The 19,135-nt window shown below is 73.6% G+C and carries 15 protein-coding genes and 2 riboswitches; of the genes, 8 read left to right on the forward strand and 7 right to left on the reverse strand.

Translation table 11 applies throughout. The features are described from left to right. Nucleotides 1-224 precede the first annotated feature (224 nt). The 4 genes from ACWDNY_RS25845 to ACWDNY_RS25860 form a co-directional block, all read right to left on the reverse strand. Nucleotides 225-1,181 (reverse strand): DMT family transporter, encoded by a 957-nt coding sequence (locus ACWDNY_RS25845; RefSeq protein WP_451648184.1) that lies wholly within the window; start codon nucleotides 1,179-1,181, stop codon nucleotides 225-227. Nucleotides 1,182-1,379: 198 nt separating this feature from the next. Continuing rightward, nucleotides 1,380-2,384, reverse strand: a complete 1,005-nt coding sequence (locus tag ACWDNY_RS25850; RefSeq protein WP_451648185.1) for an EamA family transporter — start codon at nucleotides 2,382-2,384, stop codon at nucleotides 1,380-1,382. 600 nt (nucleotides 2,385-2,984) lie between these two features. Continuing rightward, nucleotides 2,985-3,524, reverse strand: coding sequence for a Clp protease N-terminal domain-containing protein (locus ACWDNY_RS25855; RefSeq protein WP_451648186.1), 540 nt, complete (start codon nucleotides 3,522-3,524; stop codon nucleotides 2,985-2,987). A gap of 267 nt (nucleotides 3,525-3,791) precedes the next feature. Further along, nucleotides 3,792-4,418, reverse strand: a complete 627-nt coding sequence (locus ACWDNY_RS25860; protein ID WP_451648187.1) for a PadR family transcriptional regulator — start codon at nucleotides 4,416-4,418, stop codon at nucleotides 3,792-3,794. A 268-nt stretch (nucleotides 4,419-4,686) separates the two neighbouring features. Here ACWDNY_RS25860 and ACWDNY_RS25865 point away from each other — a divergent pair, with 268 nt between their 5' ends. Continuing rightward, complete coding sequence (locus ACWDNY_RS25865) at nucleotides 4,687-5,496, forward strand: PhzF family phenazine biosynthesis protein (RefSeq protein WP_451648188.1); 810 nt, start codon at nucleotides 4,687-4,689, stop codon at nucleotides 5,494-5,496. A gap of 63 nt (nucleotides 5,497-5,559) precedes the next feature. Here the strand turns inward: ACWDNY_RS25865 and ACWDNY_RS25870 are convergent, their stop codons facing one another. Both ACWDNY_RS25870 and ACWDNY_RS25875 read right to left on the reverse strand, forming a co-directional pair. Further along, nucleotides 5,560-6,360 carry a CPBP family intramembrane glutamic endopeptidase gene (locus ACWDNY_RS25870; RefSeq protein ID WP_451648189.1) on the reverse strand — a complete coding sequence of 267 codons (801 nt, stop codon included), beginning with the start codon at nucleotides 6,358-6,360 and terminating at the stop codon, nucleotides 5,560-5,562. 424 nt (nucleotides 6,361-6,784) lie between these two features. Then, entirely contained in the window at nucleotides 6,785-8,302 is a 1,518-nt protein-coding gene (locus ACWDNY_RS25875) for a glutamate--cysteine ligase (RefSeq protein WP_451648190.1), read from the reverse strand. A gap of 566 nt (nucleotides 8,303-8,868) precedes the next feature. On the opposite strand from ACWDNY_RS25875, the gene ACWDNY_RS25880 reads away from it, so the two are divergent. The 7 genes from ACWDNY_RS25880 (at nucleotide 8,869) to ACWDNY_RS25910 (ending at nucleotide 15,683) form a co-directional block, all read left to right on the forward strand. Then, nucleotides 8,869-9,456 carry a hypothetical protein gene (locus tag ACWDNY_RS25880; protein ID WP_451648191.1) on the forward strand — a complete coding sequence of 196 codons (588 nt, stop codon included), beginning with the start codon at nucleotides 8,869-8,871 and terminating at the stop codon, nucleotides 9,454-9,456. A gap of 412 nt (nucleotides 9,457-9,868) precedes the next feature. Continuing rightward, nucleotides 9,869-10,075, forward strand: a complete 207-nt coding sequence (locus tag ACWDNY_RS25885; RefSeq protein WP_451648192.1) for a DUF5999 family protein — start codon at nucleotides 9,869-9,871, stop codon at nucleotides 10,073-10,075. 150 nt (nucleotides 10,076-10,225) lie between these two features. Beyond that, a complete protein-coding gene (locus tag ACWDNY_RS25890; RefSeq protein ID WP_451648193.1) occupies nucleotides 10,226-12,172 on the forward strand; it encodes an amino acid transporter in 1,947 nt (648 codons plus the stop codon). A 122-nt stretch (nucleotides 12,173-12,294) separates the two neighbouring features. Further along, nucleotides 12,295-12,690, forward strand: a complete 396-nt coding sequence (locus ACWDNY_RS25895) for a TOBE domain-containing protein (protein ID WP_451648194.1) — start codon at nucleotides 12,295-12,297, stop codon at nucleotides 12,688-12,690. Nucleotides 12,691-12,866: 176 nt separating this feature from the next. Beyond that, nucleotides 12,867-13,679 (forward strand): molybdate ABC transporter substrate-binding protein, encoded by an 813-nt coding sequence (modA, locus tag ACWDNY_RS25900; protein ID WP_451648195.1) that lies wholly within the window; start codon nucleotides 12,867-12,869, stop codon nucleotides 13,677-13,679. Further along, nucleotides 13,676-14,527 (forward strand): ABC transporter permease, encoded by an 852-nt coding sequence (locus ACWDNY_RS25905; RefSeq protein ID WP_451648196.1) that lies wholly within the window; start codon nucleotides 13,676-13,678, stop codon nucleotides 14,525-14,527. Before modA ends, ACWDNY_RS25905 begins: the two co-directional genes overlap by 4 nt. Before the next feature lie 64 nt (nucleotides 14,528-14,591). Continuing rightward, complete coding sequence (locus tag ACWDNY_RS25910) at nucleotides 14,592-15,683, forward strand: ABC transporter ATP-binding protein (RefSeq protein WP_451648197.1); 1,092 nt, start codon at nucleotides 14,592-14,594, stop codon at nucleotides 15,681-15,683. Between the two features lie 254 nt (nucleotides 15,684-15,937). Here the strand turns inward: ACWDNY_RS25910 and gcvP are convergent, their stop codons facing one another. Further along, nucleotides 15,938-18,823: an aminomethyl-transferring glycine dehydrogenase gene (gene gcvP / locus ACWDNY_RS25915; RefSeq protein WP_451648198.1), complete on the reverse strand. Its 2,886-nt coding sequence runs from the start codon at nucleotides 18,821-18,823 to the stop codon at nucleotides 15,938-15,940. A 60-nt stretch (nucleotides 18,824-18,883) separates the two neighbouring features. Next, a riboswitch (glycine riboswitch) is annotated at nucleotides 18,884-18,997 on the reverse strand. Beyond that, nucleotides 18,998-19,092, reverse strand: a riboswitch (glycine riboswitch). Nucleotides 19,093-19,135: the final 43 nt, after the last annotated feature.

The following is a 19,135-nucleotide window of genomic DNA, read 5'->3' on the forward strand; positions in this document are numbered from 1 at the left end:
CGCCCCCCCCGGGCCGCCGCCCGGTGTGCACGGCCCGCCGGCGCGGCGCCGCGGCCGGCCGGGCGCACGCCCACGGCGACCGCCTCGCGTCCGAGACCGTAGGTATGAGACGGCGCCCGCGCGTGCGGGACCGGTGGGTGAGGTCGCCGGGGCGGAACCGCTCGCCCCGCACGGCAGCGCCCCGGTCGCACGGGCGCCCCGTGACGGTCCGACCCGGGCCGGCGTCACACGAGTGCCGGCTCCTTCTCCACCGCCCCGTCCCGCGCCCCGCGGGTCTCCGCCACGGCGAGTCCCGCGACCGAACCGAGCATCAGCGCGGTGCCGGCGAGCGTCGCCGCCGTCAGTCTCTCGCCGAGCAGGGCGACGGCGAGCACGGCCGCGCTGACCGGCTCCAGCAGCATGACCACCGAGACCGTGGCCGACCGTACGACCGCTGCCCCCGCGAAGTAGAGGGCATAGGCGAGGGCCGTGGGGACCGTCGCGATGTAGAGGATCAGCCAGGCCAGCCGACCCGGCTCGGCCGTGTGCGGCACCAGCCCCTCCATCAGCGCGAACGGCAGCAGGCACACGCTGGTGACCAGGAACGCGCCCACGGTCGTGTCGGAGTTCCCCGAACCGCCGTCGCGGCCCCACCACCGGGTGAGCAGCGTCATCAGCGAGTAGCCGGCCGCCGAGGCCAGCGCGAGCAGCACACCCCACGGGCGGACGGTCGCGCCGCCGCTGCCGAGTACCAGCACGCCGAGCCCGCCGAGCGCCCCGGCGACGGCGGCCGCCCCGGCCCGGCCGAGCCGCTCGCCGAGTGCCAGGCGGGCGCCGAGCGCGATGAACACGGGGCCGGCGCCAAGGGTGACGACGGTCGCCACGGCGAGCCCGGTGACCGAGACGGCGGCGAAGTAGGCCGTCTGGAAGACGGCGAGGCCGAGGCCCGTGGCCCCGGCCCGCAGGGCCCTGCGGCCGAACGGCGTGGGCGACGCGTCGCGTCCCCGCCGCCGCAGGACGCGGACGGCGAGCAGCAGCACGGAGCCGGCCGCGCAGCGCCAGAAGGACAGGGCGACCGGCCCCATGTCACTGGTCCGGTAGACCAGTGAGGCGGCCGCACCCGCGGTGCCCCAGGCGGCACCGGCGACGATCAGGTAGAGCAGGCCACGCCGGACGGGCAGGCCTGAGGAAGTGAGGGACACGACGTGTTCTCCGCGAAGGCTGAAGTTCGGTTGACGACCCCGGTGTGCTCGGGAGGATCCCGATCGACGGAGGTCGGCGGACTTCGTCTGCGGGCACCACCGTCCGGCCCGGTTCGGTACCGGGCTCGGTCACGGGAGGGCCCGCCTCAGGCGGCCGGAGGCGGAAGAACGAGTGCGTCCAGATGCATGATCCACACACTAGGCCGCCGTTCCGCGGGCCGACAACTCCCGTTCGGGGCCGCCGCTCGCCACCGGTTCGGCGGAGACCCGCGCGGGCGCCGCCGACTGGGCGATGAACGCGCCCACCAGGACCACCGCTCCGCCGGCGACCTGCGGCGCCGAGAGGTGCTCGCCGAGCAGCACCCACGCCAGCACGGTCGCGATCACCGCCTCCAGGCAGGCCACGACACCCGCCACCTGCGGCGAGAGCCGGCGCACCGAGAGCACTCCGGTGACGTACGCCAGGACCGTGGCGACCAGCACGATCCAGGCCAGCAGCGCGACGGCCGGGACCGGTGTGCCGTTCATGCGGGCGGTGCCCGTCAGTACCGTCCAGTCCATGCCCCAGGGACGGGCGACGACGGTCAGCACGGCGGAGCCGCCGAGCAGCCCGTAGGCGATGACGCCGAGCGGGTCCGGGGCCGCGTCACCTGCGTCGCCACCCTGGTCGGAGAGGATGAAGTAGCCGACCTGGCAGCAGGCGGCGCAGAGGGCGAGCAGCAGCCCGAGGGCGTCGAAGCCCAGGCCCGACCAGACCTCGACGACACAGGCGAGTCCGCCTGCCGCGAGGGCCACCCCGAGCGCGGCGGCCCTCGTCACCGGCCGCCGCTGGACGAACCGCACCCAGCCGAGCACCAGTGCTGGAGCCAGGTACTCGATCAGCAGCGCGACTCCGACGGGAATCCGCGATATCGCGGCGAAGTAGCAGGCCTGGACGCCGGCGACGGCGAGCAGTCCGAACCCGGCCAGCAGGGCGGGGCGAAGGCGCAGCAGCGCCCGGTGGCGCGCGGCCAGGGGCAGCATGACCAGCGCGGCGCCGGTGACCCGGAGCCACACGACGTGGAGCGGATCGAGGCCCGCCTCGATCAACGGTTTGGCGGCCACACCGGATCCGCCGAAGGCGACCGCGGAGACGAGCGCGAGACCGAGCCCCACGCCGTTGCCGTGGCGGCTCTGACTGCTTCCTGACGTACGCACCGGCACATGATGACAGGCGATGACATGACCGTCACGCCCGATGGCACCTGTCTCACCGGCTGGACGGCGGCCGCACACGGCAAGGCCGCCGTCCGCGACGGCCCGGCCGTCGACCAGCGGGCCTCCCGCCCACCCCGAGCAACCGGCACCCCGCCGAGGGCGCCGGCCGGCAGGCGTCCGGCGAAGGAGGTCGAAGCGGCCCTCCCGCCGAGGGCGCCGGCCGGCAGGCGTGCCGCCGAGGACGCCGATCGGGGAGCCCCACGCCAAGGGCGTCGATCAGCAGGCGTCCCGCCGAGGACGTAGATCGGTGGGCCCCAGACCGCGGGCGTCGACCGGTGGGGCTCCATGCCGAGAAGGTCGATCGGCAGGCACCCCGCCGAGACCGTCCATGGGCAGGCACCCCGCCGAGACCGTCCATGGGCAGGCACCCCACCGGGGACGTAGATCGGTGGGCCCCAGGTCCGGGGCGTCGATCGGCAGGATGCCCCGGTGAGTGCCTCCGGCGTGCGGGCCCCCGCCGGGCACGTCGGCCGGTGCAGGCGCCGCCGCACACGCCGGTCAGCGGGCGCCGCACCGCCCCGGCTCCGGCCGGCGCCCGGCGCGCTCTCAGCGCTCCGCCGAAGTGGGCGCACCGTGTTGCTCGACCCGCGCCGCCAGGTCGCCCGCGTCGATCCCGGCGCGGGCCAGCACCTCGACTGCGCGCGCCTGCGGATCCGCGACGAGGGCCGCCAGGAGGTCGACGCCGTGCGCCACGTCGTCAGCGCGCCGGGCGGCACGCTCGCGGGCCCGTTCCAGGGCGGCCGCGGCCACGGGCGACCAGCCGTCGGCCTCCGCCGCGGCGGGCGCGGCCCCCGAGTCCTCGACGCCGCTCTGCCAGCGCAGGCCGTAGCCGATGCTGCGCTGCACGAGGTAGCCGAGCAGCCGCGCGATCCGCGCGCCGCCGTCGAAGAGGGCGCGCACCTCGGGATCGGCCTCCAGGAGCGTGTGGAGCAGGTGGGCCGTGTCGATCTGCCGGTCCCCGTCCCGGACCGCCCTCCTGCGGGCACCGGCGACCGCCGCCGCGAGCTGCGCGCTGAGCCCGGTGGCGTCGTCCGGGCGGCGGGTGTCCTGCTCGTGGGCCGGTTGCCGGGGAATCGGGGAATGCACCCCGCCCACCCCATCAGCCGCGGCGGCCCCGGTCATCGCCGTGGGGAAGCATTTCCCCGTCCCACGGGGAGTGGACTCCCCCGGGCGTCATCTCCTCCTTGCGGAGGAGATCAGCCGGAATCCGGGCACCGCCCCCGGTGGACCGGGCCCGCCGGGAGGCGCGCCGCCCGGGGTCGGGACACCGCCGGTGCGTGTGGGGCGCCCCGCGAAGCAGCCCGTGGGGGGCCTGTCCCCGCGTGTGCCCCCGCCCCTCGCGCGGGGGTGTCGTCAGTCCTCGTCGGCGAGGATGAGATACAGCTTCCTGCGGGCCTCGTTGACGACGCCCAGCGCCTTCTCGCGCTGCTCCTTGCTGCCCGTCTTCCACACCTGCCCGAAGGCCTCCATCAGGCCGACGCCGGCCTGGCGGATCTCGCCGAGGGCCTCCCAGTCGACCCCGCGCGAGGCCTCCTCCCAGGGGGCGTCCGGCCCCTCGTCGGCCGCCGCGCGGCCCGGCTCGGTGAGCGAGAAGAGCTTCTTGCCGCCCTGCGACTCACTGACGATCAGATCCTCGTCCTCGAGCAGTTGGAGGGTCGGATACACCGAACCGGGGCTCGGCTTCCACGCACCGCCGCTGCGCTCGGCGATCTCCTGGATCATCTCGTAGCCGTGCATGGGGCGGTCCTTGAGCAGGGCCAGGATCGACGCCCGTACATCGCCCCGCCGCGCCCTCCCGCGCGCCCCGCCGCGCCCTCGTCCGCCCCAGGGGCCCGGGCCGAACCCGGGGCCGCCGGGGCCGAATCCTGGGCCACCGGGACCGAAGGGGCCGAACGCGGCCCGCCGGCCCTCGAAGCCGCCGAGGCCCCGTCCGAAGGGACCGTCCTGGCGATGTCCACGCTCGAATCCGTGGGTACGCATACCCCTCACTCCATTCCTTCGTTGATCGGTCGCGATGCCTCGACGATATATCGGTGACGGCCTCACGACAATCCCCTGACGGCACCGGGCAGGGAGTGGCGCCACCCGGCGCGGGGCGGCCGTCCCTCCCTGATGTGCCGCGCCGGCACCGGAGGCGTGCCTCCACGGCCGGCCGGTCCGGACCCGGCTCGGCTTCCTCCCGGCGCCCAGGCCAAGGACCGTGAATTGGCCGTGGCCGACGGCGTCGCCGAGCCCTTAGCGTCGGGCCATGCGGATCCGAATCGTCGACGCCTTCACCGATCGTCCCTTCGGCGGCAACCCGGCAGGGGTGCTGCTCCTCGACGCCTTTCCCGGGGACGACTGGCTCCAGCAAGTGGCCCTGGAGGTCAACCACGCCGAGACGGCCTTCGCGCACCGGCTGCCCGACGGCGGCGACGCCGACTGGGCGCTGCGCTGGTTCACCCCCGCCACCGAGGTCGCCATGTGCGGTCACGCGACCCTGGCCACCGCCCACGTGCTCGGCACCACCGGCGCCCACGAGGGCCCGGTCAGCTTCGCCACCCGCAGCGGCGTGCTCGTCGCGACCCCCGGCGAGGACGGCTCGATCACCCTGGACTTCCCGACCGCCCCGCTGACCCCGGTGGAGGTGCCCGACGGGGTCGCCAAGGCCCTCGGTGCGGAGCCGGGCGGCGCCTTCGACACCGGCCCGAACGTGGGCGACCTGGTGCTGGAGCTCGCCGACGAACGCACGGTCCGCGGGCTCGACCCGGACCACAAGGCGCTCGGTGCCTTCTCCACGCGCGGCATCATCGCCACCGCCCGCGCCGAGGACCCGGCCGCCGGGTACGACTTCGTCTCCCGGTGCTTCTTCCCGAACGTCGGCATCGACGAGGACCCGGTCACCGGCAGCGCGCACACCGCCCTGGCCCCCTACTGGGCCGAGCGGCTGGGCCGCCCCGACCTCACCGGCCTCCAGGCCTCCCCGCGCTCCGGTCTCGTCCGCACCGGTCTGCGCGGCCACCGCACCCTGCTCACCGGCCGCGCGGTCACCGTCATCGACGGCGAACTGCTCGCGTAGCGCGCGGACACGTCCGGCCACGACGTGGGGGCGCGGGCCGATGGGCCCGCGCCCCATGTGCCTTCACGCCGTCGGCAGCCAGCCCACCTTCCCGGCCAGCACGGCGTAGCCCACGAAGGCCCCGATGTCGAGCAGGGAGTGGGCGACCACCAGCGGGCCCACCCGGCCCCACCGCCGGTACAGCAGGACGAAGACCACGCCCATCACCATGTTGCCCACGAAACCCCCGACGCCCTGGTAGAGGTGGTAGGAGCCCCGCAGCACGGAGCTGGCCACCAGCGCGTTGCGGGGTGTCCAGCCCAGCCCGCCGAGCCGGCGCAGCAGATAGCCCACCACGATCACCTCCTCGAGGACCGCGTTCTGCAGCGCCGACAGCACGAGCACCGGGAACTTCCACCACACGTCCGGCAGCGCCTCGGGCACCACCGTGAGGTTGAAGCCGAGGGCGCGGGCGGCCAGGTAGAAGGCGATGCCGGTACTGCCGATCACCGCCGCGACCGCGGCCCCGCGGCCCAGGTCCGGCCAGGGCCGGGTCCGGTCGAAGCCGAGGGTGCGCAGACTCTGCCCCTCGCGCAGCAGGAAGTGCGCGACCAGGGCCACAGGTACCAGCGCGGAGGCGATCCCGAACAGCTGCCAGGCGAGGTCCAGCCACGGGCGGCCCGGTGCGGCGGAGGCGTTGAGGGTGGCCGCCTGGTCCTTGAGGCCGCCCGGCCTGGTGACGGAGCCGACGAAGCTGATCAGGGCGGACACGCCGCTCGCACCGAGCGAGAGGGCCAGGACGAGCAGTGTCTCGTCGCGGAGGACCCGTCGCGACGGCCGCTCCTGAGGGCCGTATCCGGCCACCGGCCCTGTCTCCGCCTGCACGCCTGCCTCCAGTCGGGTCGTCCCGCCCCGTCCGGCCCCCGGCCGGGCCCTCGGCAGTGCGAGCGTCCCGCGCGGCAGGCCGTCGGGGACCGGCACCGTACGGGCGTGCCTCCCCCGCCCGCTCGGGCCACCGCGTACGGAGGCGAGCCCGGCGGGGTGGTGCGTCACCCGTCGTCGGACGTCACAGCTTGCCCGATCCGCCGGCGAAGGGCAGCGGCGACCCCCACCCTCGCGGGCCGGGCCCCGTCGGCCCACCGGCCGGCCCGGCCCGGCGGCCCGTTCAGGGCGGGAAGCGCCCGCCCCCGCCCCGGCGGGAACCCTCCGGCGCGGACGGCGCCCGCACGAGGCGGCGGCGCCACCACCCGGCCGGCGTTCCGGCCCAGCGGCGGCGCCTCCACTCCCGACAGAGTCCCCGGCGGCGGCCTCAGCCCAGCGGAACCGGCTGCGGCAGGCCCACCGGCCAGGCGTGCACCGGCTCGCCGAGGTGCATCAGCTCGCAGTAGCGCCGGGTGGTGGCGACCAGGGCGGCCTCCCGGTCGAGCCCCTTGTCGAGGGCCTCGTGGAAGGTGGCGACCTGCCAGGTCGCGCCGTTGGCCCGGCGGCGGCACCGCTCCTCGATCACGCCGAGGTACATGTCCCGGTCGGCGGGTTCGATGCCCCACGCCCGCAGACCCGACTCGGCCAGCGGCAGCAGCTCGTCGCGGACCAGGCTCACGGCGTCGACCTCGACCGTGCCGGCGTACCGGCCGCGCCGGGGCCAGGTGAAGCGGGCTTCGATGCCGTCCTTGCACGCGGCCTCGAAGTTGGCCGCCGCCTCCTCGAAGGGCAGCCGGGTCCACACGGGCCGCGACTCCTCGGCGAGGGCGCGGACGAGACCGTAGTAGAAGGCCGCGTTGGCGATCACGTCGATGACGGTGGGCCCGGCGGGCAGCACCCGGTTCTCCACGCGCAGGTGCGGGACACCGTCGGCCACGTCGTAGACCGGGCGGTTCCAGCGGTAGACGGTGCCGTTGTGGAGCACGAGTTCGGCGAGTTTCGGGATGCCGCCCTGGTCCAGGACCGCGAGGGGGTCCTCGTCGTCGCAGATCGGCAGCAGCGCCGGGAAGTAGCGCAGGTTCTCCTCGAAGAGGTCGTACGCCGAGGAGATCCAGCGCTCGCCGAACCAGGTGCGCGGCCGCACGCCCTGGGCCTGCAGTTCGGGCGGGCGGGTGTCGGTGGCCTGCTGGAACAGCGGCGGCCTGGACTCGCGCCAGAGCTCACGACCGAACAGGAACGGCGAGTTGGCGCCCACCGCGATCTGTGCCGCGGAGGCGACCTGCGCCGCGTTCCACACGTCGGCGAAGCGGTTCGGGGTCACCTGCAGGTGCAGTTGCACGGAGGTGCAGGCGGCCTCCGGCGCGATCGACTTGGAGGTGCACCTGAGGTGCTCCACGCCGTCGATGTCGAGCGTGAACTCCTCGCCCCGGGCCGCGACGATCTGATCGTTGAGCAGGGTGTAGCGGTCGACGTCGGAGAGATTGGACGACACCAGGTCGTCCCGGTCCAGGGTCGGCAGAATGCCGATCATCGCTATTCCGGAGTCGACCTCGCCCGCTTTCCGGTGCGCATATGCCAGGGAAGTCGTCAGCTCCTCGGCGAGCCGGTCGAATACCCGCGCCCCCAGGCGGTGCGGGGGGATGTTGACTTCCAGGTTGAACATCGCGAGTTCCGTTTGGAAGTCACGGCTGGCGATGCGTTCCAGCACTTGCGCGTTCAGCATTCTGGGCATGCCGTCGGAGCCGACGAGATTCAATTCGATCTCCAGCCCCATGAGGTTCTGGGGGCGGTCGAACCGCTTCTCCTCCAGAAGCCGCTCCAGCCCCGTAAGGCACCGTCGGAGCTTGTCACGGTAGCGGTGGCGATCGGACAGGTCGAACTGGCCCGCCACGACCTTTTCCCCCATCGCTGTGTCCTTCCTCGGATGGGCGGGCCGAGCTTGCGGCCGCCGGGGTCCCGGTCAGGTGTCATGATGCCCCGCGAACGCGATCGATAACGTCCCGCGCCCGCCCCGCGCCCGCTACCCTGGTCCCGGGAGACCGGAGGCACATTCACGCGGCATGGAGCACAACGCGGTTGCGAGTGCCCCGGGGAACTGGTGAAAAACGCCGACGAGAACGGGCCGACTGCCGGACCGGGACCACCCGAGGTCGTGGCGGCACCGCTCACGGGAAACCAGGATTTTCCCCTCATATTTTCGACCGAATAGCCTCTTGCTGTTCGGACCGGGCGCCGCTAGCGGAAACATTGCGTGAACATCCGTCGTATAAGCTCGTCCGGAGGCAGAAGGTTGGCGCCCACGGCCTGGGGTCCTGCCGTCCGGGTCATGTGTGGCACAGGCCGTACTCCTGCACCCCTCGTACACCGGCCCCCGGCCCCGCCCTGCCCTGCCCTCCCCACAGAACTGACAGTGCCGTCCGCCCACGCCCCGCCCTCGCGCCACCGTGCCTGTCGAATGAGAGGCGACCCACCATGCCGCTTCACCTCCCCCCGGCGCCCGCACCCGCGCTGCGTTCCGTCCTCACGGCCCTCGGTTCCCCCACCGCGGTCCGGGAGGCCCGCACTCCCGCCCTGCGTTCGGCCCAGGGTCCCGTCACCGCCGAGTTCCCGCTGCCGGTCCACGTCCTGGACCACATGACCGCCACCGGCGCCTGGGCCACCCGGCTGGCCGGGTGGCGCTTCCTGATCCGCTGCGGCGACCACGCCGTGGCCGCAGCCGAGACCATGCTGACCCCGGACGGCTGGGCGTTCTCGCACTTCTTCGAAGGCCCCTACGTCACCTCCACCGAGCGCGCCCTGCGCCAGGCCGAGACCACCGCCCGGTCCTACCAGGCCCGCCTGCTGTCGGTGCCTGGCCTCTACATGCTCACCCTGTGGCTGCACGGCGACGTGGCGGCGGACGGCGCCACCGGCGACCCTGCCCCGGCCGACGCACTCGTCCCACTGGCGCCGGCCCCGCCCGGCATCGCCTCCCACCGGCCGCACCGGGTCGAGGAACTCCTCCCGGTCCTCACCCGCCGTGTGACGCGCGTGCGGCTCATGGGGTCGCCCGCCGCCTGAGAGCGAGCACGTCGTCCCCCGCGCACCCCGTTCCCGGATCGCCCGGGAGCGGGGCGCGGCACGCGCACCCGCGTGAGCCGTTCGGCGCAACCGCTCACCACCGTCACGCACGGCCGGGCACCGCGGCGCCCCAAGGGGCCGAGGAGAGCCGGGACCGGCGTGGACTAGCCCTTTCCGACCATCGCGAACCACCCGAAGTGACAGGGGAGTTGGGCTGAACCATCCGCGCGGGCGACACGTCTCCAACCTGTGAGGAGTGGTGCCGCGAAATCCCTGCGGAGCGCACGCCCGTGAGGGAAGACTGGCCCACGCCGACTCAACACCACGGGGAGCGGTCATGGAGAATACGTCCAGCTGCAGTACAGACAAAACGCCCACCTCACACCAGACCACACAGCGAGAGATCCGACCCATGTGCCAGCACCAGCCGCCGTGCCCCTCCGCCGCCTCCGCCGACCGGGAGTCCGCCCGTCTCGTGGCCCATCACCCGGAGCAGGGGTGGAGCCTGCTGTGCAACGGGGTACTGCTCTTCGAGGACACCGGTGAGCTCCTGCCGGACGGCCGCGTCATCGCGCCGCACCGCCCGCTGGACGCCCATCGGGTGATCACCGCCGCCTAGGGCGCCTGAGTCCTGCCGGCAGACAGGACCGGAAAGCCACGCCGTCGGGCTCGCCTCCGCGAGCCCGGACGTCACGCTCCGCCTACGCTGGTGTGACCGTCCGCGTGAGTGTCCCCACCACACGCGGAGCACTCCACCGGAAGCAGTCCGATGGCCGCCACCGCACACCTCACCAGCCGCTTGCGCGCCTGGCTGCTGGAGGGTCTGTCCGACATGGGCAAGGGCGCGCAGCAGGCCCCGCATGCCCAGCCGCAGCCCGACCGGGGACAGCCGTGGTGGCGGGTGATGTGCCTGACCGGTGTCGACTACTTCTCCACGCTGGGCTACCAGCCGGGCATCGCGGCCCTGGCGGCGGGTCTGCTGTCACCGGTCGCGACCCTGGTGCTGGTCCTGGTCACGCTCGCGGGCGCCCTGCCGGTGTACCGCCGGGTGGCCGAGGAGAGCCCGCACGGCGAGGGCTCGATCGCCATACTGGAGCGGCTGCTGTCCTTCTGGAAGGGCAAGCTGTTCGTCCTGACCCTGCTGGGCTTCGCCGCCACCGACTTCCTCATCACCATCACCCTGTCGGCCGCGGACGCCTCCACCCACCTGATCCAGAACCCGCACCTGACGAGCGCGCTGCAGGGCCACCAGGTGCTGATCACGCTGCTGCTGGTGGCGCTGCTGGGCGCCGTCTTCCTCAAGGGGTTCCTGGAGGCGATCGGGGTGGCCGTCACGCTGGTCGCGGTCTACCTGGGGCTGAACGCCGTGGTGGTGGCCACCGGGCTGTGGCACGTGTTCACCCAGGGGTGGCTGGTGACGGACTGGACCGCCGCCCTGACCGCCCAGCACGCCGACGTCCTGATGATGGTCGGCGTGGCGTTGCTGGTCTTCCCGAAGCTCGCGCTCGGCCTCTCCGGGTTCGAGACCGGCGTCGCCGTCATGCCGCACGTCCGGGGCGACCCGGACGACACCGAGGAACGGCCCACCGGCCGGATCCGTGACACCAAGAAGCTGCTGACCACCGCCGCCCTGATCATGAGCTGCTTCCTGATCACGACCAGCCTCATCACCACGCTGCTGATCCCCGCACAGGAGTTCAAGCCCGGGGGTCAGGCCAGCGGGCGGGCGCTCGCCTACCTCGCGCACGAGTACCTGGGCAGCGCCTTCGGCACGGTCTACGACGTCTCGACCATCGCGATCCTGTGGTTCGCGGGCGCCTCCGCGATGGCCGGACTGCTGAACCTGATGCCGCGCTACCTCCCCCGCTACGGCATGGCCCCGGACTGGGCGCGCGCGGTCCGCCCGATGGTGCTCGTCTTCACGATCATCGCCTTCCTGGTCACCTGGATCTTCGACGCCAGCGTCGACGCCCAGGGCGGCGCGTACGCCACCGGCGTGCTCGTGCTGATCAGTTCCGCGGCGATCGCGGTGACCATCGCCGCCCGCAGGGCCGGCCACCGCAGGTGGACGGTCGCCTTCTCCGTGATCTCGACGGTGTTCCTCTACACGACCGTGGCCAACATCATCGAGCGTCCGGACGGCGTGAAGATCGGTGCGTGCTTCATCACGGGCATCATGCTGGTCTCACTGCTGTCCCGGCTGGCCCGCGCCTTCGAGCTCCGCGTCACGAGCGTGACGCTGGACCCGCTGGCGGACCGGTTCGTCCGGGACATGGCCAGCCGGACACTGCGCTTCATCGCCAACGAACCTCAAGAGCGGGACATGAACGAGTACCGCGACAAGATCGAGCAGATCCGCAAGGACCACGACATGGCGGGCCCGGAGGACTTCGTCTTCGCCGAGGTGAACGTCACCGACCCGTCCGAGTTCGAGGCCAGCCTGACGGTGCGCGGCGAGGTCCTGCACGGCCGCTACCGCGTCCTGACCATGGACTCCGCCTCCGTCCCCAACGCCCTGGCCGCCCTTCTCCTGCACGTACAGCACACGACCGGCCGCACCCCGCACATCTACTTCGAGTGGACGGAGGGCAACCCCTTCGCCAACTTCCTGCGCTTCTTCCTGTTCGGCCAGGGCGAGATCGCCCCGGTCACCCGTGAGGTGCTGCGCGAGGCCGAGCCGGACCGCGCCAGGCGCCCGCACGTGCACGTCGGCTGATCCGGTTCCCGGGCCCGTGCCACCCATCCCGCGTCGGGCGGCCCGGGCCGCCCGACGCGCGCGGGAGGCCGCCGCCCCTCCGGATCGGCGCCCGTGGCCCCCGGGGCCCTATCGTGACCGGCATGCAGTCCTACACGATCGGCCAGGCGGCCCGGCTGCTCGGCGTCAGCCCGGACACCGCACGACGGTGGGCCGACGCGGGGCGGGTCGCCACCCACCGCGACGACACCGGGCGACGGCTCATCGACGGACGCGACCTCGCCGCGTTCTCCGTCGAACTGGCCCGGACCGGAGGCGACGAGGAAGCCCCTTCGCAGACGTCGGTCCGCAATGCCTTCCCCGGCATCGTCACCGCCGTCAAGGTCGGCGACGTGGCGGCCCAGGTCGAGATCCAGGCCGGTCCGCACCGCCTGGTCTCGCTGCTGACCCGGGAGGCCGTGGAGGAACTGGGCCTGGAGGTCGGCATGGAGGCCACCGCCCGCGTGAAGTCGACGAATGTGCACATCGACCGCACATAGCCGCCCGTGCCCGCCACCGGCCCGCGGAGCCCGCCCGCGGGGCTCCCTGCGACGTGATCGCACCTGCCGGGACCGGTAGCCCGGTTGCCTTGCTCCTGCGACGTAACTGCGGGCTTCCCCCTCGCATCCGCGGCAGTATCATCGCCGCACGGCCACCGACACGAGGGAGCACCTACATGACCCGCCCCGCACGCCGGAGTCCGCTGGTGGCCGCTGCCGGAGCGGCCGTGCTGCTCGCCCTGAGCGCCTGTTCCTCCCCCGGCGCGCAGGCGCCGGAAGCGTCCGGGTCCTCGACCTCGTCCGGCCGGAGGCCGTCCGGCACGGTCACGGTCTTCGCCGCCGCCTCGCTGAAGGAGAGCTTCACCACCCTCGGACGGGAGTTCGAACGACAGTATCCGGGCACCGAGGTCACCTTCAGCTTCGGCGGCAGTGACACGCTCGCCGCGAGCATCACCGCCGGCGCGCCCGCCGACGTGTTCGCCGCCGCCAGCACCAGGACGATGGCGGTCGTGACGGACCGGAAGGACGCGGCCGGCACCCCGGTCCCCTTCGTCCGCAACCAGCTGGAGATCGCCACCCTGCCGGGCAACCCGGACAAGGTCTCCTCCCTGAAGGACCTCACCCGGCCCGGCCTGAAGGTGGTGCTGTGCGACAGGACGGTCCCGTGCGGTGCCGCCGCCCGCAAGGCCCTCGACACCGCCGGGCTGAGCCTGACACCGGTCTCCTACGAGCAGGACGTCAAGAGCGCTCTGACCAAGGTGGAGCTGAAGGAGGCCGACGCGGCCGTCGTCTACCGGACCGATGTGAAGGCAGCCGGTGACAAGGTGGAGGGCGTGGAGTTCCCCGAGTCGTCCACGGCCGTCAACGACTATCCGATCGCCCTGCTCGGGAACGCGCGCAACACCGCGGCGGCCACGGCGTTCATCGAGCTGGTGAGGTCCCCGCGGGGCCGGAAGGTCCTGTCCGAGGCAGGGTTCCTCGCGCCGTGACCGGGAGGGACGGGTCGGGGACCGCGGCCCGCCCACGGGTCGGGCCGCGGGGCGGGCGCCGCCCGACGCCCCGCGGCGCACCGCTGCCCCTGCTGGTCCCCGCCCTGGTGGGTCTCGCCTTCCTGCTGCTGCCGCTGCTCGCCCTGCTCCTGCGCGCTCCCTGGGGCGACCTTCCGGCACAGCTGACCAGCCCGGGAGTGTGGCAGGCGCTGCGGCTCTCCCTCGTCACCGCCACCGCGGCCACCGCGATCAGCCTGGTCCTGGGGGTGCCGCTGGCCTGGCTGCTGGCGCGCACGGACTTCCCCGGACGCCGTCTGGTACGGGCGCTGGTGACCCTGCCGCTGGTGCTGCCGCCCGTGGTGGGCGGCGTGGCGCTGCTGCTGGCGCTCGGCCGCAACGGCGTCGCCGGGCAGTGGCTGGACAAGTGGTTCGGGATCACGCTGCCGTTCACCACGGCCGGGGTCGTGGTGGCGGAGGCCTTCGTGGCCATGCCGTTCCTGGTCATCAGCGTCGAGGGCACCCTGCGCGCCGCCGATCCCCGCTTCGAGGAGGCCGCCATGACCCTCGGCGCGTCCCGGTTCACCGCGTTCCGCCGCGTCACCCTGCCGCTCGTCGCGCCCGGCGTCGCGGCGGGCGCCGTGCTCGCCTGGGCGCGGGCGCTCGGCGAGTTCGGCGCGACGATCACCTTCGCCGGCAACTTCCCCGGCCGTACGCAGACCATGCCGCTCGCCGTCTACCTCGCCCTGCAGAACGACCCGGCCGCGGCGATCGCGCTGAGCCTGGTGCTGCTGGCCGTGTCGATCGCGGTGCTGGCGGGGTTGCGGGACCGTTGGATGACGGCGCCATGACCCCCGACGACCGCACCCCGCGCTCCGAGACGGCCCTCGCCCACGACCTCTGGACACCCGCCTCATGACCGACATCGACGGCACGGCGACCGGCGTGCTGCCTGAAGGCGCCGGCGACGAGGGCCTGGACGCCCGGCTCGTCGTCGACCGCGGCTCCTTCCACCTCGACGTCGCCCTCACCGCCGCACCCGGCGAGGTCGTCGCGCTGCTCGGGCCGAACGGCGCGGGCAAGACCACCGCCCTGCGCGCCCTCGCCGGTCTGCTGCCGCTGACCGGCGGTCATCTGCGCCTCGACGGCGTCGCGCTGGACCGTACCCCGCCCGAGGAGCGCCCGGTCGGCGTCGTCTTCCAGGACTACCTGCTCTTCCCCCATCTGTCCGCCCTGGACAACGTGGCCTTCGGTCCGCGCTGCCACGGCGCCGGCAAGAGGGAGGCCCGCGCCCGGGCCGCCGCGTGGCTGGAGCGCATGGGCCTGGCCGAGCACGCGGGCGCCAGGCCACGCCGGCTGTCCGGCGGCCAGGCCCAGCGCGTCGCCCTCGCGCGCGCCCTGGCCACCGGCCCCCGGCTGCTGCTCCTGGACGAGCCGCTCGCGGCACTCGACGCCCGCACCCGTCTGGAGGTCCGGGCCCGGCTCCGCCGCCACCTGGCGGAGTTCGAGGCGGTCGCGATCCTGATCACGCACGATCCGCTGGACGCGATGGTGCTGGCCGACCGGCTGGTCGTCGTCGAAGACGGACGCGTCGTCCAGGAGGGCGCCCCGTCGGACATCGCCCGCCGTCCCCGGACGGACTACATCGCCCGGCTCGTCGGGCTGAACCTCTACCGGGGACGGGCCGAGGGGCACTCCGTCCGGCTGGACGCCGGCCCCGCCGTCACCACCGCAGAGGAACTCACCGGCGCGGTGTTCGTCGCCTTCCCACCGAGTGCGGTCACCCTGCACCGGGACCGGCCCACCGGTTCCAGCGCACGCAACCTGTGGGCCTGCGAGGTCGCCGGACTGGAGAGCCACGGCGACCAGGTCCGCGCCGACCTCACCGGCGAGCTCCGGCTGGCCGCCGACCTCACGACCGTGGCCGCCGCCGAGCTCGGCCTGCACCCCGGCGCCCGCGTCTGGGCGACGGTCAAGGCGACCCAGACACACGCCTATCCGGCCTGAGGCGCGGCAGCCGGCCGAGGCGGCCCCGGCAGCGCACCGCAGGACGCCCCCCGCACCACGCGGCGAGCGCACGGCCCGACGGGCCCGCACGCGACACGACCGGACACCGCGCGCCACGGCCCGGCGAGCCCCCGCACACCGCACCCCGGGCGAAGCGCGTGCCCTCGTCCGTCCCCTGACGACAAGCACCCCCGACGCACGAAAGGCTCCGCCCGGCCCCCGGAGAGGGGCCGGGCGGAGCCCAGGTGCGGCGCTCAGTCCTCGTACGCGTCCAGCGGCGGGCAGGAGCAGACCAGGTTCCGGTCGCCGAAGGCCTGGTCGATGCGGCGCACCGGCGGCCAGTACTTGTCCGCGACCGCGACGCCGGCCGGGAAGACAGCCTCCTCACGGCTGTAGGCGTGCAGCCACTCGCCGCCGAGGGCGGCCGCCGTGTGCGGGGCGTTGCGCAGCGGGTTGTCGTCGGCGGGCCACTCGCCGGAACCGACCTTCTCGATCTCGGCGTGGATCGCGATCATCGCGTCGCAGAACCGGTCGAGCTCGGCCAGGTCCTCCGACTCGGTCGGCTCGATCATCAGTGTGCCGGCCACCGGGAACGACATCGTCGGCGCGTGGAAGCCGTAGTCGATCAGCCGCTTGGCCACGTCGTCGACGCTCACGCCGGTCGCCTTGGTCAGCGGGCGCAGGTCGATGATGCACTCGTGGGCGACCAGGCCGCCGGGGCCGGTGTACAGGACCGGGAAGTGCGGCTCAAGGCGCTTGGCGACGTAGTTGGCGGACAGCACGGCCACCTGCGTGGCGCGCTTGAGGCCCTCGCCGCCCATGAGGCGGACGTACGCCCACGAGATCGGCAGGATGCCCGCCGAGCCCCACGGCGCCGCCGAGACCGGACCGACGCCCGTCTCCGGGCCGGCGGCCGGCTGCAGCGGGTGGTTGGGCAGGTACGGCGCCAGGTGCGCGCGCACGCCGACCGGGCCGACACCCGGACCGCCGCCGCCGTGCGGGATGCAGAAGGTCTTGTGCAGGTTGAGGTGCGAGACGTCGCCGCCGAAGTGGCCCGGCTTGGCCAGCCCGACCAGCGCGTTGAGGTTGGCGCCGTCGACGTACACCTGGCCGCCGGCGTCGTGCACGGCGGCGCAGATGTCGGCGACGTGCTCCTCGAACACACCGTGCGTGGACGGGTAGGTGATCATCAGTACCGCGAGCTCGTCGCGGTACTGCTCGATCTTCGCCCGGAGGTCCTCGACGTCGATCTCGCCGTCCTCGGCGGTCCTGACGACGACGATCTTCATGCCCGCCATCACGGCGCTGGCGGCGTTGGTGCCGTGCGCCGAGGACGGGATGAGGCACACGGTGCGCCGGTCGTCGCCGTTGGCGCGGTGGTAGCCGCGAACGGCGAGGAGACCGGCCAGCTCGCCCTGCGAACCCGCGTTCGGCTGGAGGGAGACCTTGTCGTAGCCGGTGACCTCGGCGAGACGCTCCTCCAGCTCACGGATGAGCGTGAGGTAGCCCTCGGCCTGCTCGGCCGGCGCGAAGGGGTGCAGCTGCCCGAACTCGGGCCAGGTGACCGGCTCCATCTCGGTCGTCGCGTTGAGCTTCATGGTGCACGAGCCCAGCGGGATCATGCCGCGGTCGAGCGCGTAGTCGCGGTCGGCGAGCCGGCGCAGGTACCGCAGCATCGCCGTCTCGGAGCGGTGCCGGCGGAAGACCGGGTGGGTCAGGTAGTCGTCCGTGCGCAGCAGGTCGTCCGGAAGGGTGTCACCGGCCGCACCGTCCAGCGCCTCGACGTCGCCCTCGACACCGAAGGCGCTCCACACGACCGCCAGCTGGGCCCGCGTGGTGGTCTCGTCGCAGGCGACCGACACGTGGTCGGCGTCGACGAGGCGCAGGTTGACGCCGTGGTCGCGCGCCGCGGCGACGATCTCGGCGGCACGGCCCCCGGCCCTGACGGTCACGGTGTCGAAGTACGCGCCGTGCACGACCTCGGCGCCGCCGGCCCTCAGGCCCTCGGCGAGGACCGTGGCGTAGCGGTGGGTGCGCCGGGCGATGGTCCTCAGGCCCTCGGGGCCGTGGTAGACCGCGTACATGCCGGCCATGACGGCGAGCAGCACCTGGGCGGTGCAGATGTTGCTGGTCGCCTTCTCGCGGCGGATGTGCTGCTCGCGGGTCTGCAGCGCAAGGCGGTAGGCCCTGTGCCCGTCGGCGTCGACGGAGACGCCGACGAGGCGGCCGGGCAGGCTGCGCGCGAACTTCTCGCGCACCGCCATGTAGCCGGCGTGCGGCCCGCCGAAGCCCATCGGGACACCGAAGCGCTGGGTGGTGCCGACGGCGATGTCGGCGCCGAGCTCGCCGGGGGACTTCAGCAGGGTGAGGGCGAGCAGGTCGGCGGCGACCGTGACGACCGCACCCAGCTCGTGCGCCTGGTCGATGACCGGCTTCAGGTCGCGCACGGCACCGGAGGCGCCGGGGTACTGCAGCAGCACGCCGTTGATGTCGCGGCCGGCGATCTCCGCGGGGATGCCCTCACTCAGGTCCGCGACGACGACGTCCATGCCGGTCGGCTCGGCCCGGGTCCGGATGACGGCGACGGTCTGCGGCAGCGCGTCCGCGTCGACCAGGAACAGGCCCTTCTTGTTCTTGCCCATGCGCCGGGACAGCGCCACGGCCTCGGCGGCCGCGGTGCCCTCGTCGAGCAGCGAGGCGCCCGAGGTCGGCAGGCCGGTGAGCTCGGCCACCATCGTCTGGAAGTTCAGCAGCGCCTCGAGGCGGCCCTGGGAGATCTCGGGCTGGTACGGGGTGTAGGCGGTGTACCAGGCGGGGTTCTCCATGACGTTGCGCAGGATCACGGGCGGGGTGAACGTCCCGTAGTACCCGAGGCCGATCATGGAGCCGAGGACCTGGTTGCGGTCGGCGAGGGAGCGCAGCTCGGCCAGTACCTCGGCCTCCGTGCGCGCGCCCGGCAGGGCGAGCCCATCGGCGTTCTTGATCACGTCCGGGACCGCCGCGGCGGTGAGCTCGTCCAGCGAGCCGTAGCCGACCTGCGCGAGCATCTTGGCCCGGGCCTCCTGGTCGGGGCCGATGTGGCGCTGCTCGAAGGGCGTTCCCCGTTCGAGTTCGGAAAGCGGAGTGCGATGGGCGGTCATTGCGGAGGCCTCCTGGTCTGACGCGACCTTCGAGGGCACCACGGCACGGGTGCCCGGACGGCCTCCCCCTCTGTCATCTCGACCTGAGAGCTTCACCGGGTCGCCCGAAGGCTCCGGCTTTCCCCGTCGGTGAGAGCGGACGCCGTCGACACCCGCCCTGCTTTCCAGAGTGACCTCGCCCCTGCGGTACGTGGGCCTGAGAGATTCCGGGGAGGATTTGCTCCTTCGGCGCCTCCGACGTCATCGGAGGACTCTCCCGCACGGGGTCAGCAGCCGCTGCCAGCCTACCAGCGGGCACGCCGGCCAGGCCTT

This window comes from Streptomyces sp. NPDC003697, assembly GCF_053587115.1.